17 protein-coding genes are annotated in these 15,271 nt (G+C 38.4%); 12 read left to right on the top strand and 5 right to left on the bottom strand.

Going from position 1 to position 15,271, the window contains the following annotated elements; translation table 11 throughout:
* Nucleotides 1-10: 10 nt before the first annotated feature.
* Complete coding sequence (gene hemE, locus V514_RS0116080; protein WP_029500886.1) at nt 11-1,057, bottom strand: uroporphyrinogen decarboxylase; 1,047 nt, start codon at nt 1,055-1,057, stop codon at nt 11-13.
* Between the two features lie 217 nt (nt 1,058-1,274).
* Between hemE and V514_RS0116075 the strand changes: the two genes are divergently transcribed.
* Both V514_RS0116075 and V514_RS0116070 read left to right on the top strand, forming a co-directional pair.
* Nucleotides 1,275-1,820, top strand: a complete 546-nt coding sequence (locus tag V514_RS0116075; protein WP_029500885.1) for an antibiotic biosynthesis monooxygenase family protein — start codon at nt 1,275-1,277, stop codon at nt 1,818-1,820.
* Between the two features lie 59 nt (nt 1,821-1,879).
* Nucleotides 1,880-3,049 carry a M20 metallopeptidase family protein gene (locus V514_RS0116070; RefSeq protein ID WP_029500884.1) on the top strand — a complete coding sequence of 390 codons (1,170 nt, stop codon included), beginning with the start codon at nt 1,880-1,882 and terminating at the stop codon, nt 3,047-3,049.
* Between the two features lie 38 nt (nt 3,050-3,087).
* Here V514_RS0116070 and V514_RS0116065 read toward each other — a convergent pair whose 3' ends face one another.
* Together V514_RS0116065 and V514_RS0116060 are read right to left on the bottom strand one after the other, a co-directional pair.
* The gene (locus V514_RS0116065; protein ID WP_029500883.1) at nt 3,088-4,275 is read right to left on the bottom strand and encodes an ABC transporter permease; all 1,188 of its coding nucleotides are present in this window, start codon (nt 4,273-4,275) and stop codon (nt 3,088-3,090) included.
* Nucleotides 4,268-5,008 (bottom strand): ABC transporter ATP-binding protein, encoded by a 741-nt coding sequence (locus tag V514_RS0116060; protein WP_029500882.1) that lies wholly within the window; start codon nt 5,006-5,008, stop codon nt 4,268-4,270. The genes V514_RS0116065 and V514_RS0116060 overlap by 8 nt, the downstream gene beginning before the upstream one ends.
* A gap of 121 nt (nt 5,009-5,129) precedes the next feature.
* On the opposite strand from V514_RS0116060, the gene V514_RS0116055 reads away from it, so the two are divergent.
* From V514_RS0116055 to V514_RS0116025, 7 genes are all read left to right on the top strand, one after another.
* The gene (locus V514_RS0116055) at nt 5,130-5,549 is read left to right on the top strand and encodes an HIT family protein (protein WP_029500881.1); all 420 of its coding nucleotides are present in this window, start codon (nt 5,130-5,132) and stop codon (nt 5,547-5,549) included.
* Nucleotides 5,550-5,737: 188 nt separating this feature from the next.
* The gene (locus tag V514_RS0116050; protein WP_029500880.1) at nt 5,738-6,265 is read left to right on the top strand and encodes a tryptophan transporter; all 528 of its coding nucleotides are present in this window, start codon (nt 5,738-5,740) and stop codon (nt 6,263-6,265) included.
* Between the two features lie 202 nt (nt 6,266-6,467).
* On the top strand, nt 6,468-6,881 hold the full coding sequence (locus tag V514_RS0116045) for a YtxH domain-containing protein (protein WP_029500879.1): 414 nt from the start codon (nt 6,468-6,470) through the stop codon (nt 6,879-6,881).
* A 143-nt stretch (nt 6,882-7,024) separates the two neighbouring features.
* Nucleotides 7,025-7,549: an HTH-type transcriptional regulator Hpr gene (locus V514_RS0116040; RefSeq protein ID WP_035945024.1), complete on the top strand. Its 525-nt coding sequence runs from the start codon at nt 7,025-7,027 to the stop codon at nt 7,547-7,549.
* Nucleotides 7,550-7,690: 141 nt separating this feature from the next.
* Nucleotides 7,691-8,230, top strand: a complete 540-nt coding sequence (locus tag V514_RS0116035; RefSeq protein ID WP_029500877.1) for a DUF3267 domain-containing protein — start codon at nt 7,691-7,693, stop codon at nt 8,228-8,230.
* A gap of 63 nt (nt 8,231-8,293) precedes the next feature.
* Nucleotides 8,294-8,479, top strand: a complete 186-nt coding sequence (locus V514_RS0116030) for a hypothetical protein (RefSeq protein WP_029500876.1) — start codon at nt 8,294-8,296, stop codon at nt 8,477-8,479.
* A 191-nt stretch (nt 8,480-8,670) separates the two neighbouring features.
* Nucleotides 8,671-9,582 (top strand): peptidylprolyl isomerase, encoded by a 912-nt coding sequence (locus tag V514_RS0116025; protein WP_081715079.1) that lies wholly within the window; start codon nt 8,671-8,673, stop codon nt 9,580-9,582.
* 59 nt (nt 9,583-9,641) lie between these two features.
* Here the strand turns inward: V514_RS0116025 and yhaM are convergent, their stop codons facing one another.
* Nucleotides 9,642-10,580: a 3'-5' exoribonuclease YhaM gene (yhaM, locus tag V514_RS0116020; protein ID WP_029500874.1), complete on the bottom strand. Its 939-nt coding sequence runs from the start codon at nt 10,578-10,580 to the stop codon at nt 9,642-9,644.
* Between the two features lie 201 nt (nt 10,581-10,781).
* On the opposite strand from yhaM, the gene V514_RS0116015 reads away from it, so the two are divergent.
* Complete coding sequence (locus V514_RS0116015) at nt 10,782-10,967, top strand: YhzD family protein (protein WP_029500873.1); 186 nt, start codon at nt 10,782-10,784, stop codon at nt 10,965-10,967.
* Between the two features lie 35 nt (nt 10,968-11,002).
* On the opposite strand, the gene V514_RS0116010 is transcribed toward V514_RS0116015, so the two are convergent.
* Nucleotides 11,003-11,785 (bottom strand): enoyl-CoA hydratase, encoded by a 783-nt coding sequence (locus V514_RS0116010; protein ID WP_029500872.1) that lies wholly within the window; start codon nt 11,783-11,785, stop codon nt 11,003-11,005.
* A 673-nt stretch (nt 11,786-12,458) separates the two neighbouring features.
* On the opposite strand from V514_RS0116010, the gene V514_RS0116005 reads away from it, so the two are divergent.
* Nucleotides 12,459-13,631, top strand: coding sequence for a pyridoxal-phosphate-dependent aminotransferase family protein (locus tag V514_RS0116005; RefSeq protein ID WP_029500871.1), 1,173 nt, complete (start codon nt 12,459-12,461; stop codon nt 13,629-13,631).
* Nucleotides 13,632-13,645: 14 nt separating this feature from the next.
* A complete protein-coding gene (gene serA / locus V514_RS0116000; RefSeq protein WP_029500870.1) occupies nt 13,646-15,232 on the top strand; it encodes a phosphoglycerate dehydrogenase in 1,587 nt (528 codons plus the stop codon).
* Nucleotides 15,233-15,271 lie beyond the last annotated feature (39 nt).

Genomic DNA, 15,271 nt, shown 5'->3' with positions numbered 1-15,271 from the left:
ACCTCAAAAATTATTTCTTTGCGATTTGTTCGCGGCTATATTCATGAATTAGTGTCGTTAAACGTTTTAAGACATCTGGGTCAACTGACGGGAATACGCCATGACCTAAGTTGAAAATATGGCCTGGCATTTCTAGTCCTTGGTCGATAATAGCCTTTGTACGTGCTTCAAGAACGTCCCAATCTGCTAATAAAAGTGTTGGGTCTAAGTTTCCTTGAACAGGTTTTTTAAGACCCATTTGACGGGCTTGTTTAATTGGCAAACGCCAATCAAGGCCCACGACATCAAGCGGAAGCTCCTGCCAATCAAGCACAAGATGGCTTGTGCCAACACCGAACATAATCATTGGCACACTTTCATCTTTTAATTCATTGAAGATACGTGTCATCACCGGTTTAATGAAAATCACATAATCTTCGTGACTTAACGCGCCAGCCCATGAATCAAAAATTTGGAAAGCTTTTGCACCAGCTTTGATTTGCGCTTTTAAATCGATAACAATCATGTCTCCAAGCTTATCCATTAATTTGAACCAAGCTTGAGGTTCAGATACCATAAATGACTTTGTTTTTGCATAGTTCTTCGATGGACCGCCCTCAATCATATAACTTGCTAATGTAAACGGTGCTCCTGCAAAACCGATTAGTGGAACAGTCAATTGTTCTTCTGTTAAAAGCTTAATCGTATCTAATACAAAAGGTACGTGTTCCTCTGGATTGAACTCGCGTAAATTATCGATATCCTTTTCAGAACGAATTGGATTTGAAATAACGGGACCTACACCCGCTTGGATTTTCACGTCTACGCCCATTCCGGGAAGTGGCGTTACGATATCCTTGTATAAAATAGCGGCATCAACATTATAGTTTTGTACAGGCAAATGCGTGACATACGCACATAACTCTGGTTGATGTGTAATTTCCTCTAATGAATATTTTTCTTTAATTTTACGGTATTCAGGTTGTGAGCGACCTGCTTGGCGCATATACCAAACTGGTGTATGTTCTGTGCGCTCACCGCGAGCTGCACGTAATAAAGTATCATTAAAAGCTGTCATGTTTCTGTTTCTTCCCTTCTCTCATTTCTAATTTTACATATAAAATCCGACATTTGTATCCAATCTTCACTATAATCTTTCACTGCTGCGATGTATAGTTTCCAGCTCAATTTGTCATACAAAATTCTTAAAACGTGACAGAATTTTGTCGGTTTCGTTTCGCCTATTGTCTAAAAGGTAATATAATAACTACATCACTAATTAAAGGGGTATTGCTATGACAAATTTATATATTGCAATCGGTACAGCCGACTTCATGCAAACACTTCAAGGAAAATACAAAAAGGAACAAATGATTTTAGCGCATAACGATGTCAATTCGATTTTGCTCCATGAAACAGACAAAAAAACGAAATTTGCAGCGCCAAAAAAATACAACATTGTAGCATCAGAAGGCCAACTAGAACAACATGGTTATTTTGCGCTTATCTATGTATCACTTATGCAAGAGCAACATCAAGTATTTGAGGATCGTTTCAAGCAACGCCAACATGGCATCAGCCAAGAACCAGGATTCGTGGCATTTCGCTTATTACGCCCTTTAAATGATACCGATTATGTTGTCTTAACAGAATGGACAGGCGCTGGCTCATTTGAAGCGTGGAAATTAACAAATGACTATCAAGAAGCAATTGCAAGCTACCAAGAAGTTGGGACGCTTAATATGAACAGTCAATCATTTGAACCAATATTGTTCACGAAAACATATACAACAAACCTTGATGATGTCGACTTCCCTGATGAAGAAGACGAGCGCCGCTAACTAATACGCTGGCCAATGCCATCAACTTTTTCAATATACAAAAAGAAAGTGGGGATTCTGTGGAGTTTTATCGAGAAATTTCAAATGCTTTCGAAGAAATGCGCCAAACGCGACGTTTTTTACATATGTACCCTGAATTGTCATTTCAAGAATCCAAAACCGCTGCGTTTATTGCTGCTCAATATGACGCGATGGGCATATCCTATGAGCCAAATTTTGGTGGTGGTTATGGTCTTGTTGCTCGCATAAAAGGGGCAAAACCCGGGAAAACGATTGCGCTGCGTGCCGATTTTGATGCATTGCCCATTCAAGATCAAAAAGAAGTACCATATCGCTCACAAACACCAAATGTTAGCCATGCTTGTGGGCATGATGGACATACGGCGATGCTCTTAACTGTCGCGCGCGTTCTCAAGAAACATGAACACGAACTAACCGGGAATTATGTCTTCATTCATCAGCCAGCTGAAGAACACCCACCTGGTGGCGCGAAAGATATGATTAATGCGGGTTGTTTAAACGGTGTCGATGCCATTTTCGGGACTCATTTATGGTCGCTATTTGACAGTGGTCATGTGTATACAGCACAAGGTCCGCTTATGGCTGCTGCATCAAATTTTAAAATTACGTTAATTGGGAAAGGCGGGCATGGTGGTGCGCCGCAAACATCCGTCGATGCCATTGCTCTAACGGCTACCGTTATTCAACAATTGCAGCAAATTATTTCGCGCCGACTTAATCCACTATCTCCAGCAGTGCTGTCAATTGGCGCTTTAGAAGCTGGTGAAACATTTAATATTATCGCCGAAAAAGCAATTTTAAAAGGCACTGTACGCGTCTTTGACATTGCTACCCGCACAGAAATTTATGATGAGATGTCGCGTATTTTAAAAGGTTTATGTTTAAGTGCGGGTGCTTCGTACGAACTTGATATTATCGAAGGATACCCTCCTGTTATTAACGATGATCGCTGCGCACAATTTTTACATGATTTTGCTTACTCAGTACCAGCCGTTGTTGACAGCCACTTTATTGAACCATTAATGATTGGTGAAGATTTCGCCTACTATTTAGAGCAAGTACCTGGTGCGTTTTTCTTCACTGGAGCAAAGCCAAAAAGCGGTATTGCCTACCCACACCATCATGGTAAATTTGATTTTGATGAAGAAGCGATGATTGCTGGCGCACAAACTATGCTTGGTACCGTATTAAAATATCAAGAAACCTAATAAAAGGAGGCTTCGCGGCGTTGCGAAGCCTCCTTTTATTATTTCGATAAACGCAATGTCACTTCACCTACGACAAGGACGATAATGGCATATAAATAAAAATATGGTTGCGTAATACTTGCTACTAATACAACTAACGCCTGCGCAACAATGAAGTGACGCACAATTTTCACAGCTGCTTTTTGGCGTGAACCTTGCGGCAATGGATAAAGCATACTCATTGTAAACTCATGTGTTGACGCAATTGCCTGCTTCAATTGTATTGAAACTGCAAATGCAAGCGCTGCTGAAATAATTGCACCCGCAATCGTAATATCAACAAAAGCTACTACTAGTGCATTAATGACAACTAATCGTAACCATAAATAAAAATGATCATCTGTACGAATCACACTGCGGAACAAATAGTACTCAAATGTTGTTGCATGCTTTTTCGGCACCATATTATATAGGAAGTCAAAATATGGACGGCGTTTAATACTGCCATGAACTTGTGGGACATCGGTAAAATAATTTGCAAAGCGATAAATTCCCATCATACGATTTTCTTCTAATGACACAAAATGCTCGTACGGGAATGGTTGCTTCATAATATTCTTTTTATCAGCAAACCACAACGCAATAAACAACACAAGCGCTACAGTTAATACTAAATAAAGGCCCGTCAAAATCCCCCAAAGCGCTGCTGCATTGAGTACATAACGTATAATTCGATTCAACCATACGCGCTCTCCGACTTTATTCCAGCGATACGCAAATTCAGCTTGTATGTTAAGCCACTTCAAAACAATCGTTACAATTAAGCCCGCGACGATTTGAGACACTTCTAGTTCGGTCACTTGACGCAGCATCGGCCACACGACAATATACACAAGCGCTACAATAACTGCCTGCGTTGTAAACGTGAAGTTTAAAGCACGTTTAAAATATGAGCCAAGCTTCGTTTCTAGTGGCAGTAAATACACTTCATCAGGTTTTTTCAGCAATGTTACTGGTCGGCTCAACATTAAGAAAAATGCTACGATGATTGTAGCAATCTCAAGCGATGGTGTAGCGGTATTCCCATGGTTCGCATCAAGCCAGTGACTGTATTGATAACCGCCCGCTCCCATTAAAAAGACAATGACAATTGCCATATGCCCTGTAAAAATATAGCGCATATATTTTTGAAGTTCTCCAGTATAATGCGCCGAACGTTTACGCCAAACGTCTTCTAAATTACGCATCGTTTTGTTCCTTTGTCATTTGAATATACAAGTCATCGAGTGATGCATCAGGCATATGGAATGATTGGCGCAAATCATTCATCGTCCCAAACGCGCGCACACGACCTTCATGAATTAATAAAATCTTATCGCAATGCTGTTCAGCTGTTGCAAGAACATGTGTTGACATTAAAATTGCTGCCCCATCTTTTTTCTTTTCATCCATTTGTTCAAGCAATAGGCTAATAGCAAGTGGATCTAGACCAAGAAATGGTTCGTCAATAATGTACAATGATGGATTAACTAAAAAGGCACACATAATCATTACCTTTTGGCGCATCCCTTTTGAGAAATGCGACGGGAACCAATTAAGTCGTTTTTCCATACGAAATTCTTTCAATAATGGCGCTACCCGTTCCTCCATGACGTTTAACGGAATATTGTAGGCCATTGCCGTCATTTCTAAATGCTCACGCAATGTTAATTCATCATAGAGCACTGGTGTTTCTGGAATATATGAAAATGATGTTCGATAAATATCCATATTTTCTTGCATCGTTTTTCCATTGATGCGAATTTCACCTTTTTGTGGTTGCATCATTCCAATGATATGTTTGATTGTCGTACTTTTACCAGCTCCATTTAAACCAATCAGGCCTACGAGCTCTCCAGGTTCTAACGCAAAATACAAATTATGAATAACTGGCTTACGCGTATAACCTCCTGTTAAATCTTTTACTTCTAAAACTGTCATTCCTGTCACTCCATTCGAGTCATGCTTTGCAAGCTACTGCCATTAGTTTAGCAAAAATCGTCCTATCACGCAGTTGTCATATGGTAGAATAGAAACAAATAATTGAAAGGTGTGGATTTACATGTCAGATTGCCTATTTTGTAAAATCATTGCTGGAGACATTCCAAGCACAAAAATTTACGAGGATGAGCATGTATTTGCATTTATGGATATTGGTCCATTAACAAAAGGTCATACATTACTTATTCCAAAAGAACATGCAGCAAATGTTTTTGAAATGTCAGAGGAAGTAGCGAGTCACTTATTTTCAGTAGCACCAAAAATTGCGAATGCTATCAACGAAACATTCAAGCCCGTTGGCATGAACTTATTAAATAACAACGGCGAAGCTGCAGGTCAAAGTGTATTCCACTTCCACTTACACTTCATCCCACGATACGATGAAACAGATGGCTTCAAAGCTACATGGAATACAAAGCAAGATGAATTTACACCAGCCATTTTAGCTGAGCTATCAGAAAAAATTAAAGCTAATCTATAATGTAGTACGTAACCTCGCCTCTTGCGGGGTTTTTATTTTGACGTAGCATTTTTCAAAATGTTCACGCTTTTAGCAGTTACCCATCTTGCTTTTAAAGAATTCAGAATGTAGAATCATAGTAAGTTTCGCTAATGCTCACAGGAGACATTAGGAGACAAACAAAAGCATAGCTTAGGAGAGATGAGATTATGAAAACGAAAAATTTAGTGTTAATGGCACTGTTGGTTGGGGTTGGATGCGCATTGTATCTAGTAATCCCTGGCATTATGGGCGGAATGAAACCGGACTTTATGTTAACGATGATGTTCGTGGGTATTCTATTATTCCCAAATACGCGTGATGTCTTTTTACTAGCGTTAACAACGGGTATTCTATCTGGTCTATTTTCTACATTCCCTGCAGGTTTTGTACCAAATATTATCGATAAGTTCGTCACAGCTTTTATTTTCTTCGCATTAATTGTCGTACTGAAAAAAGTATCACAAAAAATTGCGGTGTCTGCTGTTCTTGTCGGTATTGGTACAGCTATCTCAGGCAGTGTCTTTTTAGGATCAGCTATTTTAGTCGTTGGTGCAGACATTCCATTCACAGCATTACTTGTTTCTGTTGTGTTGCCAGCAATCGTTATTAACATCATAGCTTTTGTGATTATTTATCCGATTATCACAGGCTTAGTCAAACGTTCAAACTTTGACACTGCTGCTTCACACGCGTAAGTGCAGTAAGGAACCTTTATTTTTAAACATAAAGGTTCTTTTTTTATGCTCAAATAATGAAAGCTCCCTTTTTCAAATCTTTTTTTTGCGTTGAAATAGCGCTGTAACGCTCATTTCAAGGCAAACCATAGCTTTATATTGTAATAATATGTTTTAATAGAGTAAATCAAGGCAATAATATGTTTGAAAGGGGTCGTAACATATGAATATCAAATCATCACTTTTAGGTCTAGCAGTCGGAATCGTTGGAGGAGCTACAGCTATGCTACTATCAACGCCCCAATCAGGTAAAGACGTCCGCCAATCGCTTAAATCGACAAAAGATGCTAGCCAAGAAGTTGGTAATGAACTACAACAACGTTTTTCTAGTATAAAGGATGCTGTGAATATGATTAAGTCAGAAATACAAACGACAGTACCTACTGTGATTTCTGATGTAAAAACTTCTGTACAAATATTCCAACAAGACACAGCACCAATTCAAAATCGTTTAAAAGGTAATATTGAAGCCGTAAGCCAATCTGCAAATGAATTAGGTCAAGCAGCGAGCGAAATGTCGACAGAAGTAGAAAAATTAGTAAATCGATTAACATTTAAAAAACAGCCAAAAGCATAATATAAGCACTTCATGACGTAGCCATACTAACCTATCTATGTCATGAACCATAAATTTTTAGAATTATTCGTATTTTTATTGAAAGCAACTTGTATACTTTTGGGAAATAATGTTATAATATAAAGAAAATTGCGAAAGTGGTGATAGCTATGTCTGAAGAAGTAAACGCGGCACAGGAAGCCATGTTGTATACTCAACGCATCGCTCATCTTTCAAAGGCGCTATGGAAAGCGGTCGAAAAAGATTGGCAAGCGTGGATTAAACCATTCGATTTGAATATTAACGAGCATCATGTCCTAAGCATCGCAGCAAACTTACAAGGGGCTTCGATTTCGGATATTGCAAAGTTTGGCGTAATGCATGTTTCGACGGCGTTCAATTTTTCTAAAAATTTAGAGGAACGCGGATTGCTATCATTTTCAAAACGTGATGATGATAAACGAAATACATATGTGGAGATTACAGAGAAGGGTCAAGCTTTATTGAAAGAAATCGATGATAGCTTCAATTCTACTAACCACGCTGTATTAGAAGGTTCGCTTCCTTTAAAGGAAATGTACGGTAAATTCCCGCAGTATTTAGAACTATTGGCTGTAATTCGTAATATTTACGGCGATGATTTCATGGATATTTTTGAAAAATCATTTAAAGACACAGACAACAGCTAAAATAAGCTTCTTTTAACATAACCCTACTAGATGTATTTAGTGGGGTTATTTCTTAATTTTAGGCATTAAAAAGCTTGCTTTTCGCTATGAAAAAGATTAAGGTTATGTATCGAGAATTTTAAATGAATGGAGATGCCTAACTTGCATTGCTGGAAAACCATTAATGTACAAAAACTGTATGGACATGATCGCATTTTATTAATGTCTATCATGAGTATGCTCGCTGTGTTTTCTGTTTTTTATATCGCATTGAATGTCTTTCGTCGCGGACCGGTTTCAGACCAATTGTTTCCTTTGTTCGTCGTCGTCTTATTGATGATTTATCCGGTGCACAAGCTACTACATTTCTTGCCACTAATTAAAGTTAAAAAACATGTTCGTTTTCATATAAAGTATTATTTTAAAATCGTACCAACATTAAAATTATATGTCACAGAGCCCGTTTTTAAATCGCGCTATATCGCGTCGCTATTAATTCCTTTTATCGTACTTAACGTTAGTTTAATTATTGGCGCATTGATACTCCCTTCATTCCGCCATTATTTTACGTTGTTACTCGCTTTTCATAGTGGTTTATGTTTAATTGACCTGTTATACGTGAAACATTTACTAAAGGCCCCTAAAAAATCATTAGTTGAAGAAAATGACAAAGGATTTCAAATCTTAATCCTATTGCATTAATGTTGTGCTGTTACCCTGTCATTTGATATGCTTAGTAAATAGTACGAGAGAGGGGGAATGGACATGATCGTATTATTCGTTATTTTATTTTCTGTCTTTTATTTATTCCAAATTAATAAGATGACAGCGACTTTATGTGCACGCCGCGAAATACCTGAAGAAAAACAGCCTAAAGTCTACAAAACGATTAATATTTTAATCACGATCCTGCTCGTTTCTTTCTATATTGAAGTGACGATGGCTGTATAAACTAAAAAGAAGAAAATATGTATATATACATATTTTCTTCTTTTTTTATGGCTTTTCATACAGACTTTTATCATAGTTAAATTAGATTACAATCATAATATAGGCAACCTTTTCCTTTTTTAAAACGTTTATGTTATAGTTACAAAAGTAGATATATTCTGAAGCAAAAGTTGGGAGAGAAAACGATTATTATGAACATCAAAAAAGGTATTTTAGCAGCAACATTAGCTACATCTGTACTTACTCTTGCAGCATGTGGTAATGGCGGCATGGATGAGAAAGTAGTAACTTCTAAGGTTGGCGACGTTACTGTTGAACAACTGTATCAAGAAATGAAAACTACAGCGGGTAGCCAAGCACTTCAATTAATCATGCTTGAAAAAGTATTAGAAGATAAATATAAAGTGACAGATAAAGAAGTTACAGCAAAAGTAGATGAGCAAAAGAAACAAGTTGAAGCTCAAGGTACTGATTTCAAAACATACTTACAATCACAAGGTATGACAGAAGATACATTCAAACGTTATGCAAAACTTTCTTTATTACAAGAAGCTGCTCAACGCGATGGTATCAAGGTTTCTGATGAAGAAATCAAAACATACTACGATCGTTTAGGTAAAGAAGTAAAAGCAAGCCATATTTTAGTAGCTGATGAAAAAACAGCGAAAAAATTGAAAAAACAATTAGACGATGGTGCTGACTTTGCTAAATTAGCGAAGAAAAATTCAACAGATACAGGCACTGGCGCTAATGGTGGGGAACTAGGTTGGTTTGGTCCTGATCAAATGGTTGGTGCATTCACAGATGCTGCTTACTCAATGAAAAAAGGTGAAATTTCTGACCCTGTAAAATCTGATTATGGCTACCACATCATCAAACTTGAAGATACTAAAGAGAAAAAAGTTGATGGTACTTTAGAAGAGAAAAAAGATGAAATCAAAGCAAAACTTCAATTAGCGAAAGCAAAAGAAGAAGATCCTAATAACACAAAACTTCAAGAAAAAATTTCGAAACTAATGAAAGATGCTGATGTTAAAATCGAAGATGAAGATTTAAAAGACGCATTAGCTAGTTTCCTAGGTTCATCAACTTCAAGCAAATAATACAATAAAGAAAAGGCTAGATTCTATTGGAATCTAGCCTTTTTTGTATATAGCAACGATTAATCAATTGTTGGTTTGTAGAACGAACGGTTGTCTAACGCAAATAAACGTTCTGTAAACTCGCCCGGTTCTGTTTTGCTAAGCGCACGTTTTAACATATTCATTTTCGCATCGATATTATCGATATAGAACAGCATTTCCGCTTCTTGTAGCATTGGTTTTTTCGGACTACCATATTCTTCCTTACCATGATGAGATAACACCATATGCTCAAGTAACATAACTTCTTCGCTATCGATTTCAAGCTCCGCTGCTGCTTTTTCGATTTCAGATACCATGATGTTAATATGACCAAGCAAATTCCCTTTTGCTGTATACATCGTTGAAATTGGACCTGATAGCTCAATAACTTTACCAATATCATGTAAAATAACGCCAGCGTACAGTAAGTCGCGATTTAGCGTTGGATATAAATCACAAATAGACTTTGCTAAGCGTAACATCGATGTTTCATGTTCTAATAATCCTGAAGCATATTCATGATGATTTTTTGTTGCTGCTGGGAACGTCATCAATTGTTCTTGGAATTTACGCACAACATGGCGCGTAATACGTGAAATATTTGGATTTTTAATTTCAAAGAAATATTGACTAAATTCTTCATACAATTGTTCTTTTGGCGTTTCTGATGATTGAATTAAATCTTCAACACCAATCGCCTCGTCGGGATGTAATGGACGAATTTGTTTAATGCGCAGTTGCAATTTACCACGATAATCTTGAATTTCGCCGCCGATATGAACGACAACACCGGCTGGATACAAACGTACTTGTTCATCACCAGCATCCCAAAGTTTCGCTTCAACGCTACCGCTTTTATCTTGTAAAATAAGTGTCATAAATGGTTTCCCCATTGTTGTAACACCTTTTGTTGATTGTTTAATCAATAAATATTGATCGACTGAATCTCCTACTTTTAACGTTGCAATACCGTTCATGTGGAGTCCGTCCCCCTTCATTTTCAGCTTGCCAAATAGTTCGGCTTCACTTCATTTATTTACATTGTTCATTGTACCATTTTGCCCGTTTGAGTAACATTAAAATACTGAAACCGATTGTTTTTTGATGAATTATTTTCCATTTTTTTGTACAATGAATATAGATTCATTTACAATTTTAAACAATTAGGGGTGGGGAAAATGACAACATACCGTTTTACAGCATTTGAAAGCTCAGGTGAGTCACTATTTGATGAAGACTGGGAGTTCGAAACAGATGCTATCGCTAAAGAACAAGGGGCACAAAAAATTGAAGAACTAGGCCTTGCTGAAAAAACGCATCGCTTAGTAAATAACAAAGGAAAACTAATTGTTTTTCACGTGTAATTAAAAGAGGACGCTTATAATGAGCGTCCTCTTTTCTATTCCCCGTTAAATACCGGCTGACGTTTTTCTACAAATGCTTCAATACCTTCTAAATGGTCTTTTGTAGCGCGCATACGTGGTTGCATTTCTGCTTCTTGCGCTAAGTATCGATCTAGTTTATCAGCTTGTGAGCCGTTTAATAATAGCTTTGTTTCTATTTTCGCTAATAGCGGTGTTTGAAGCTGCCCTTCAACAAATTGCTTTGCAACTTCTTTTACCATACCATTTTCAACAACGATATCTGCTAAATCCCATTCAACAGCTTCATCACCATCCATGACACGCCCTTCCCAAATGATTTGCTTCGCTTTCACAGCGCCAACGCGTTCTTTCATAAAGAAATGGCCTCCTCCATCTGGAATCAGTCCAATGCCAATGAAATTCATAGCAAGTTTTGCATCATGCTCAACAATCACGTAATCACATGCTAATGCTAAGCTTAGTCCAAAACCAGCAGCTGCTCCGTGTACAGCTGCTACAGTGACAGCTGGTAGCATATACAACGCTTTAATCGCACGTGTTAGATACGTCATTATTTGCTTTGTATCCGCACCTCTTGCTGAACCTTTCAGCATTTCTTTAATATCGCCACCTGCTGAAAACACTTTTTCGGCCCCTTGTAGCACAACAACCTGAACATTTTGCTCATATAACGCTTCAAAACATTCTGCTAAATCAATCGCCATTTGTTCATTTAATGTATTCATGGCTTGTGGGCGATTTAATGTTACCGTTGCTACGCGCTCATTCATTTCACATAAGATTGTTTCGTAATTCATGCTAACACTCCTTTATGAATAGTCATTCACTTCTTCTACTATATTCGCTACATAAGCGAGAAATTCCTTTAATGTCTGTTTAATTTTTCGACTCTTCAATCTTTTTAATCAATTTAAAAATAACCGTTATCTATTGTACAAGATTTTTAAGTTGTCTAGTACGATTGTTTTTATTTTTAAGAAAAAAGTTTAATTTATGTCCTTTCTGAAAGGACGAACATTGATTACTATTTTACTTTATTTTGTTCGTTTTTTAGCTTTTCCACTAGCCTGTTTCTAGTTGATTTAAAAAAAAATTTGAAATAAATATTGACATTACTTAATAATCGCTTTAATATTGTGTTAAATTCAAATCACGCAAAAATACGTTGAAAGAGACATGCTTATACTTATGAAAGCCTCACAGCGAGCTGGTGGTCGGTGCAAATCAGCGGTTTCAATTATAAGTTCCACTCTCGAGTAGATCTCCCGAAAATTCCAAAGTAAGGAGATTCGTCGCATGCACGTTACGCATACAGCAAAGCCTAGTTCTTATTTTTGAACGGGAAAATTAGGGTGGTACCGCGTTACTAAATTGTTAATTTAGCCTTTCGCCCCTACAGTCATAGACACTCGTCTGCGATTGTATGGGATGAAAGGCTTTTATTTTTAACTTTGAGAGGAGCTTTTGTTTATGTTACAAGATTATCAAGTGTTACGTATTCCAGGTCCAACTCCAGTTCCACCACGTGTGAACCGCGCAATGACACAGTCGATGTCTGGTCACCATGCGCCGCAAACCTATCAAATTATTCAAAATATTAAGCCTAGACTGAAAAAGTATTTCGGTACAGCGCAAGATGTTTTAATGATTGCAGGTAGTGGCACATCCAGTCTTGAAGCTGCAGTCGTCAATGTAACGACGAAGGGCGATAAAGTGCTTGTACTTTCTACAGGTGTATTTGGCCATCGTTTTACAGAGATTTGCGAAAGCTATGAATTAGACGTACATGAGTTCACAAGTCCGTGGGGACACGCTTTCCCACTCGATGAAGTCATCGCTCACGTCAAACAACATCCTGATATTAAAGCAGTGTTCTCAACATTTTGCGAAACATCAACAGGTGTGCTGAACCCTGTTGGTGAGCTTGCTCAAGCAGTCCACGCTATCAATGATGACATCATCGTCATTGCAGACGGCGTTTCAGCCATCGCTTGTGCTGAAACAAAGATGGACGAATGGGGCCTCGACATTGTCGTAACAGGCTCTCAAAAAGGCTTTATGCTTCCAACTGGTCTGGCATTTATCGCCGTAAGCGACCGTGCTTGGAAAGTAATAGAACAAAATGATACGAAGGGCTACTACTTAGACTTAACAAAACATCGCGATGCCCTCGACAAAGGTAACACCCCTTTTACACCTGCACTTGGCCTATTCCATGGACTTGATGCAGTACTCGATCAATTAGAAGACGAAGGCGTTGAAGAAGTATACGCTCGTCACACGCTAATGCGTGATATGACACGTGCAGCACTAAAGGCACTCGACGTGAACTTACTCGTTGAAGATGCTTATGCATCCCCTTCTGTGACGGCGGTTGCCCCAACAGACTTTGATGCACAAGCCTTCCGCAAAGTGCTGAAAGAAGATTTCAATATCGATGTCGCAAGCGGGCTTGATAAAATGACCGATACCATTTTCCGTATCGGTCACATGGGCTACTGCTCACCTGCTGATGTACTTCAATATATTAGTGCATTTGAAATTGCCTTAACGAAAGTTGGAAAAACAATCGAGCTTGGCGCCGGTACTCGCGCCGCTCAAAAAATTTACTTACAAAAAACTACAACAACTGTGACACAATAAGGAGAGAATTAACGATGGCTATTAACATTTTAATCAGTGACCCACTAAGCGAAGATGGTATTTACCCACTACGTCAAGAGAAAGAATTAGATTTAAACATTGACATTAAAACTGGCCTTCAACCAGAAGAATTAAAAGCAATTATTGCTAACTACGATGTATTATTAGTACGTTCTCAAACAAAAGTAACGCGTGATATTATCGAAGCTGCTGACAACTTAAAACTTATCGGACGCGCTGGTGTTGGTGTAGATAACATTGACCTTGAAGCTGCAACTGAAAAAGGGATTATCGTTGTCAACGCACCGGATGGTAATACAAACTCTGCTGCTGAGCATACAACAGCGATGATTTTCGCACTTGCTCGCCACATTCCACAAGCGTTCGTTTCTTTAAAAGAAGGTCGCTGGGATCGTAAAAAATTCGTCGGTGTTGAGCTTAAAAACAAAACACTTGGCGTTATCGGCTTTGGTCGTATCGGTCAAGAAGTGGCACACCGTGCAAAAGGTAACCGCATGAACGTTATCGCATACGACCCATTCTTAACTGCTGAAAAAGCTGAAAAAGCAGGCGTAGATTACGGTTCAGTAGAAGACGTTGCAAAAGTTGCAGACTTTATTACTGTCCACACACCATTACTTGACTCTACTCGTCATATGATTAACGAAGATATTTTCAACGTAATGAAAGACGGCGTACGCATCGCTAACTGTGCACGTGGTGGTATCATCGATGAGGAAGCACTATACAATGCAATCGAATCTGGTAAAGTAGCGGGCGCTGCATTAGATGTTATGGAAGAAGAACCATTCGTAGGCAATCGCCTATTAGACCTTCCACAAGTTATCGCAACACCTCACCTAGGTGCATCTACAGTGGAAGCACAAGAATCTGTAGCCGTAGACGTAAGTAACGATATCCTTTCTTACTTCAATGTTGGTACAGTTCAAAACCCTGTAAACATGCCATCAGTTCCTAAAGATGTTGTTGCAAAAGTTGAACCATTCTTCGAACTAGGTGAAAAAATCGGTGCATTCGCTATGAACTTAACAGACGAAGCTGTTACTGAAATCAACATCTACTACTCTGGCGATGTTGCAAACTACGATGTGCGTCCATTAACAAACAACACAGTAAAAGGTGTACTTACTCGCAACTTAGGCAACCACGTAAATAACGTAAATGCTCGCTACCTTGCTGATCGTAACGGCATCAAAATTAGCGAACAAAAATCTACGCAAGCACGTGCATTCTTAAGCTCAATTACAGTAGAAGTTGTCACTGAAAATGAAAAACACTCTGTAAAAGGTACATTACTAAACGGTCTTGGCGCTCGTATCGTACAAGTTGACCAATATGTAGTAGACGTTGTTCCTGAAGGTAACTTACTATTCATCAAACACACAGATAAACCAGGTGTAATTGGTCGCGTAGGTACTTCATTAGCTGAGCAAAACGTCAACATTGCAACAATGCAAGTTGGTCGTGCTGATGAAGGCGGCGATGCAATCATGATGTTAGCAATCGACAACAGTGTTGAAAGCTTAGACTTCGTTATCGCAACAGAAGGCGTATTCGACGCAAAAGAAATTAATTTATAAGATTTCAAAAGAGGCTAGGAAATGATTCCTAGCCTCTTT

The organism is Kurthia huakuii LAM0618, assembly GCF_000505545.1.
Classification (GTDB): domain Bacteria; phylum Bacillota; class Bacilli; order Bacillales_A; family Planococcaceae; genus Kurthia; species Kurthia huakuii.
Note: the sequence above shows the minus strand (reverse complement) of the source record. Positions and strands in the feature narration are given on the sequence as shown.

Coding starts and splice junctions, on each gene's coding strand:
- V514_RS0116025 (WP_081715079.1), top strand. CDS start 8,671: ATGAACATCAAAAAAGGTATTTTAGCAGCAACATTAGCTACATCTGTA.
- V514_RS0116030 (WP_029500876.1), top strand. CDS start 8,294: ATGATCGTATTATTCGTTATTTTATTTTCTGTCTTTTATTTATTCCAA.
- V514_RS0116050 (WP_029500880.1), top strand. CDS start 5,738: ATGAAAACGAAAAATTTAGTGTTAATGGCACTGTTGGTTGGGGTTGGA.
- V514_RS0116075 (WP_029500885.1), top strand. CDS start 1,275: ATGACAAATTTATATATTGCAATCGGTACAGCCGACTTCATGCAAACA.
- V514_RS0116055 (WP_029500881.1), top strand. CDS start 5,130: ATGTCAGATTGCCTATTTTGTAAAATCATTGCTGGAGACATTCCAAGC.
- V514_RS0116010 (WP_029500872.1), bottom strand. CDS start 11,785: ATGAATTACGAAACAATCTTATGTGAAATGAATGAGCGCGTAGCAACG.
- V514_RS0116045 (WP_029500879.1), top strand. CDS start 6,468: ATGAATATCAAATCATCACTTTTAGGTCTAGCAGTCGGAATCGTTGGA.
- yhaM (WP_029500874.1), bottom strand. CDS start 10,580: ATGAACGGTATTGCAACGTTAAAAGTAGGAGATTCAGTCGATCAATAT.
- V514_RS0116015 (WP_029500873.1), top strand. CDS start 10,782: ATGACAACATACCGTTTTACAGCATTTGAAAGCTCAGGTGAGTCACTA.
- serA (WP_029500870.1), top strand. CDS start 13,646: ATGGCTATTAACATTTTAATCAGTGACCCACTAAGCGAAGATGGTATT.
- V514_RS0116005 (WP_029500871.1), top strand. CDS start 12,459: ATGTTACAAGATTATCAAGTGTTACGTATTCCAGGTCCAACTCCAGTT.
- V514_RS0116060 (WP_029500882.1), bottom strand. CDS start 5,008: ATGACAGTTTTAGAAGTAAAAGATTTAACAGGAGGTTATACGCGTAAG.
- V514_RS0116065 (WP_029500883.1), bottom strand. CDS start 4,275: ATGCGTAATTTAGAAGACGTTTGGCGTAAACGTTCGGCGCATTATACT.
- hemE (WP_029500886.1), bottom strand. CDS start 1,057: ATGACAGCTTTTAATGATACTTTATTACGTGCAGCTCGCGGTGAGCGC.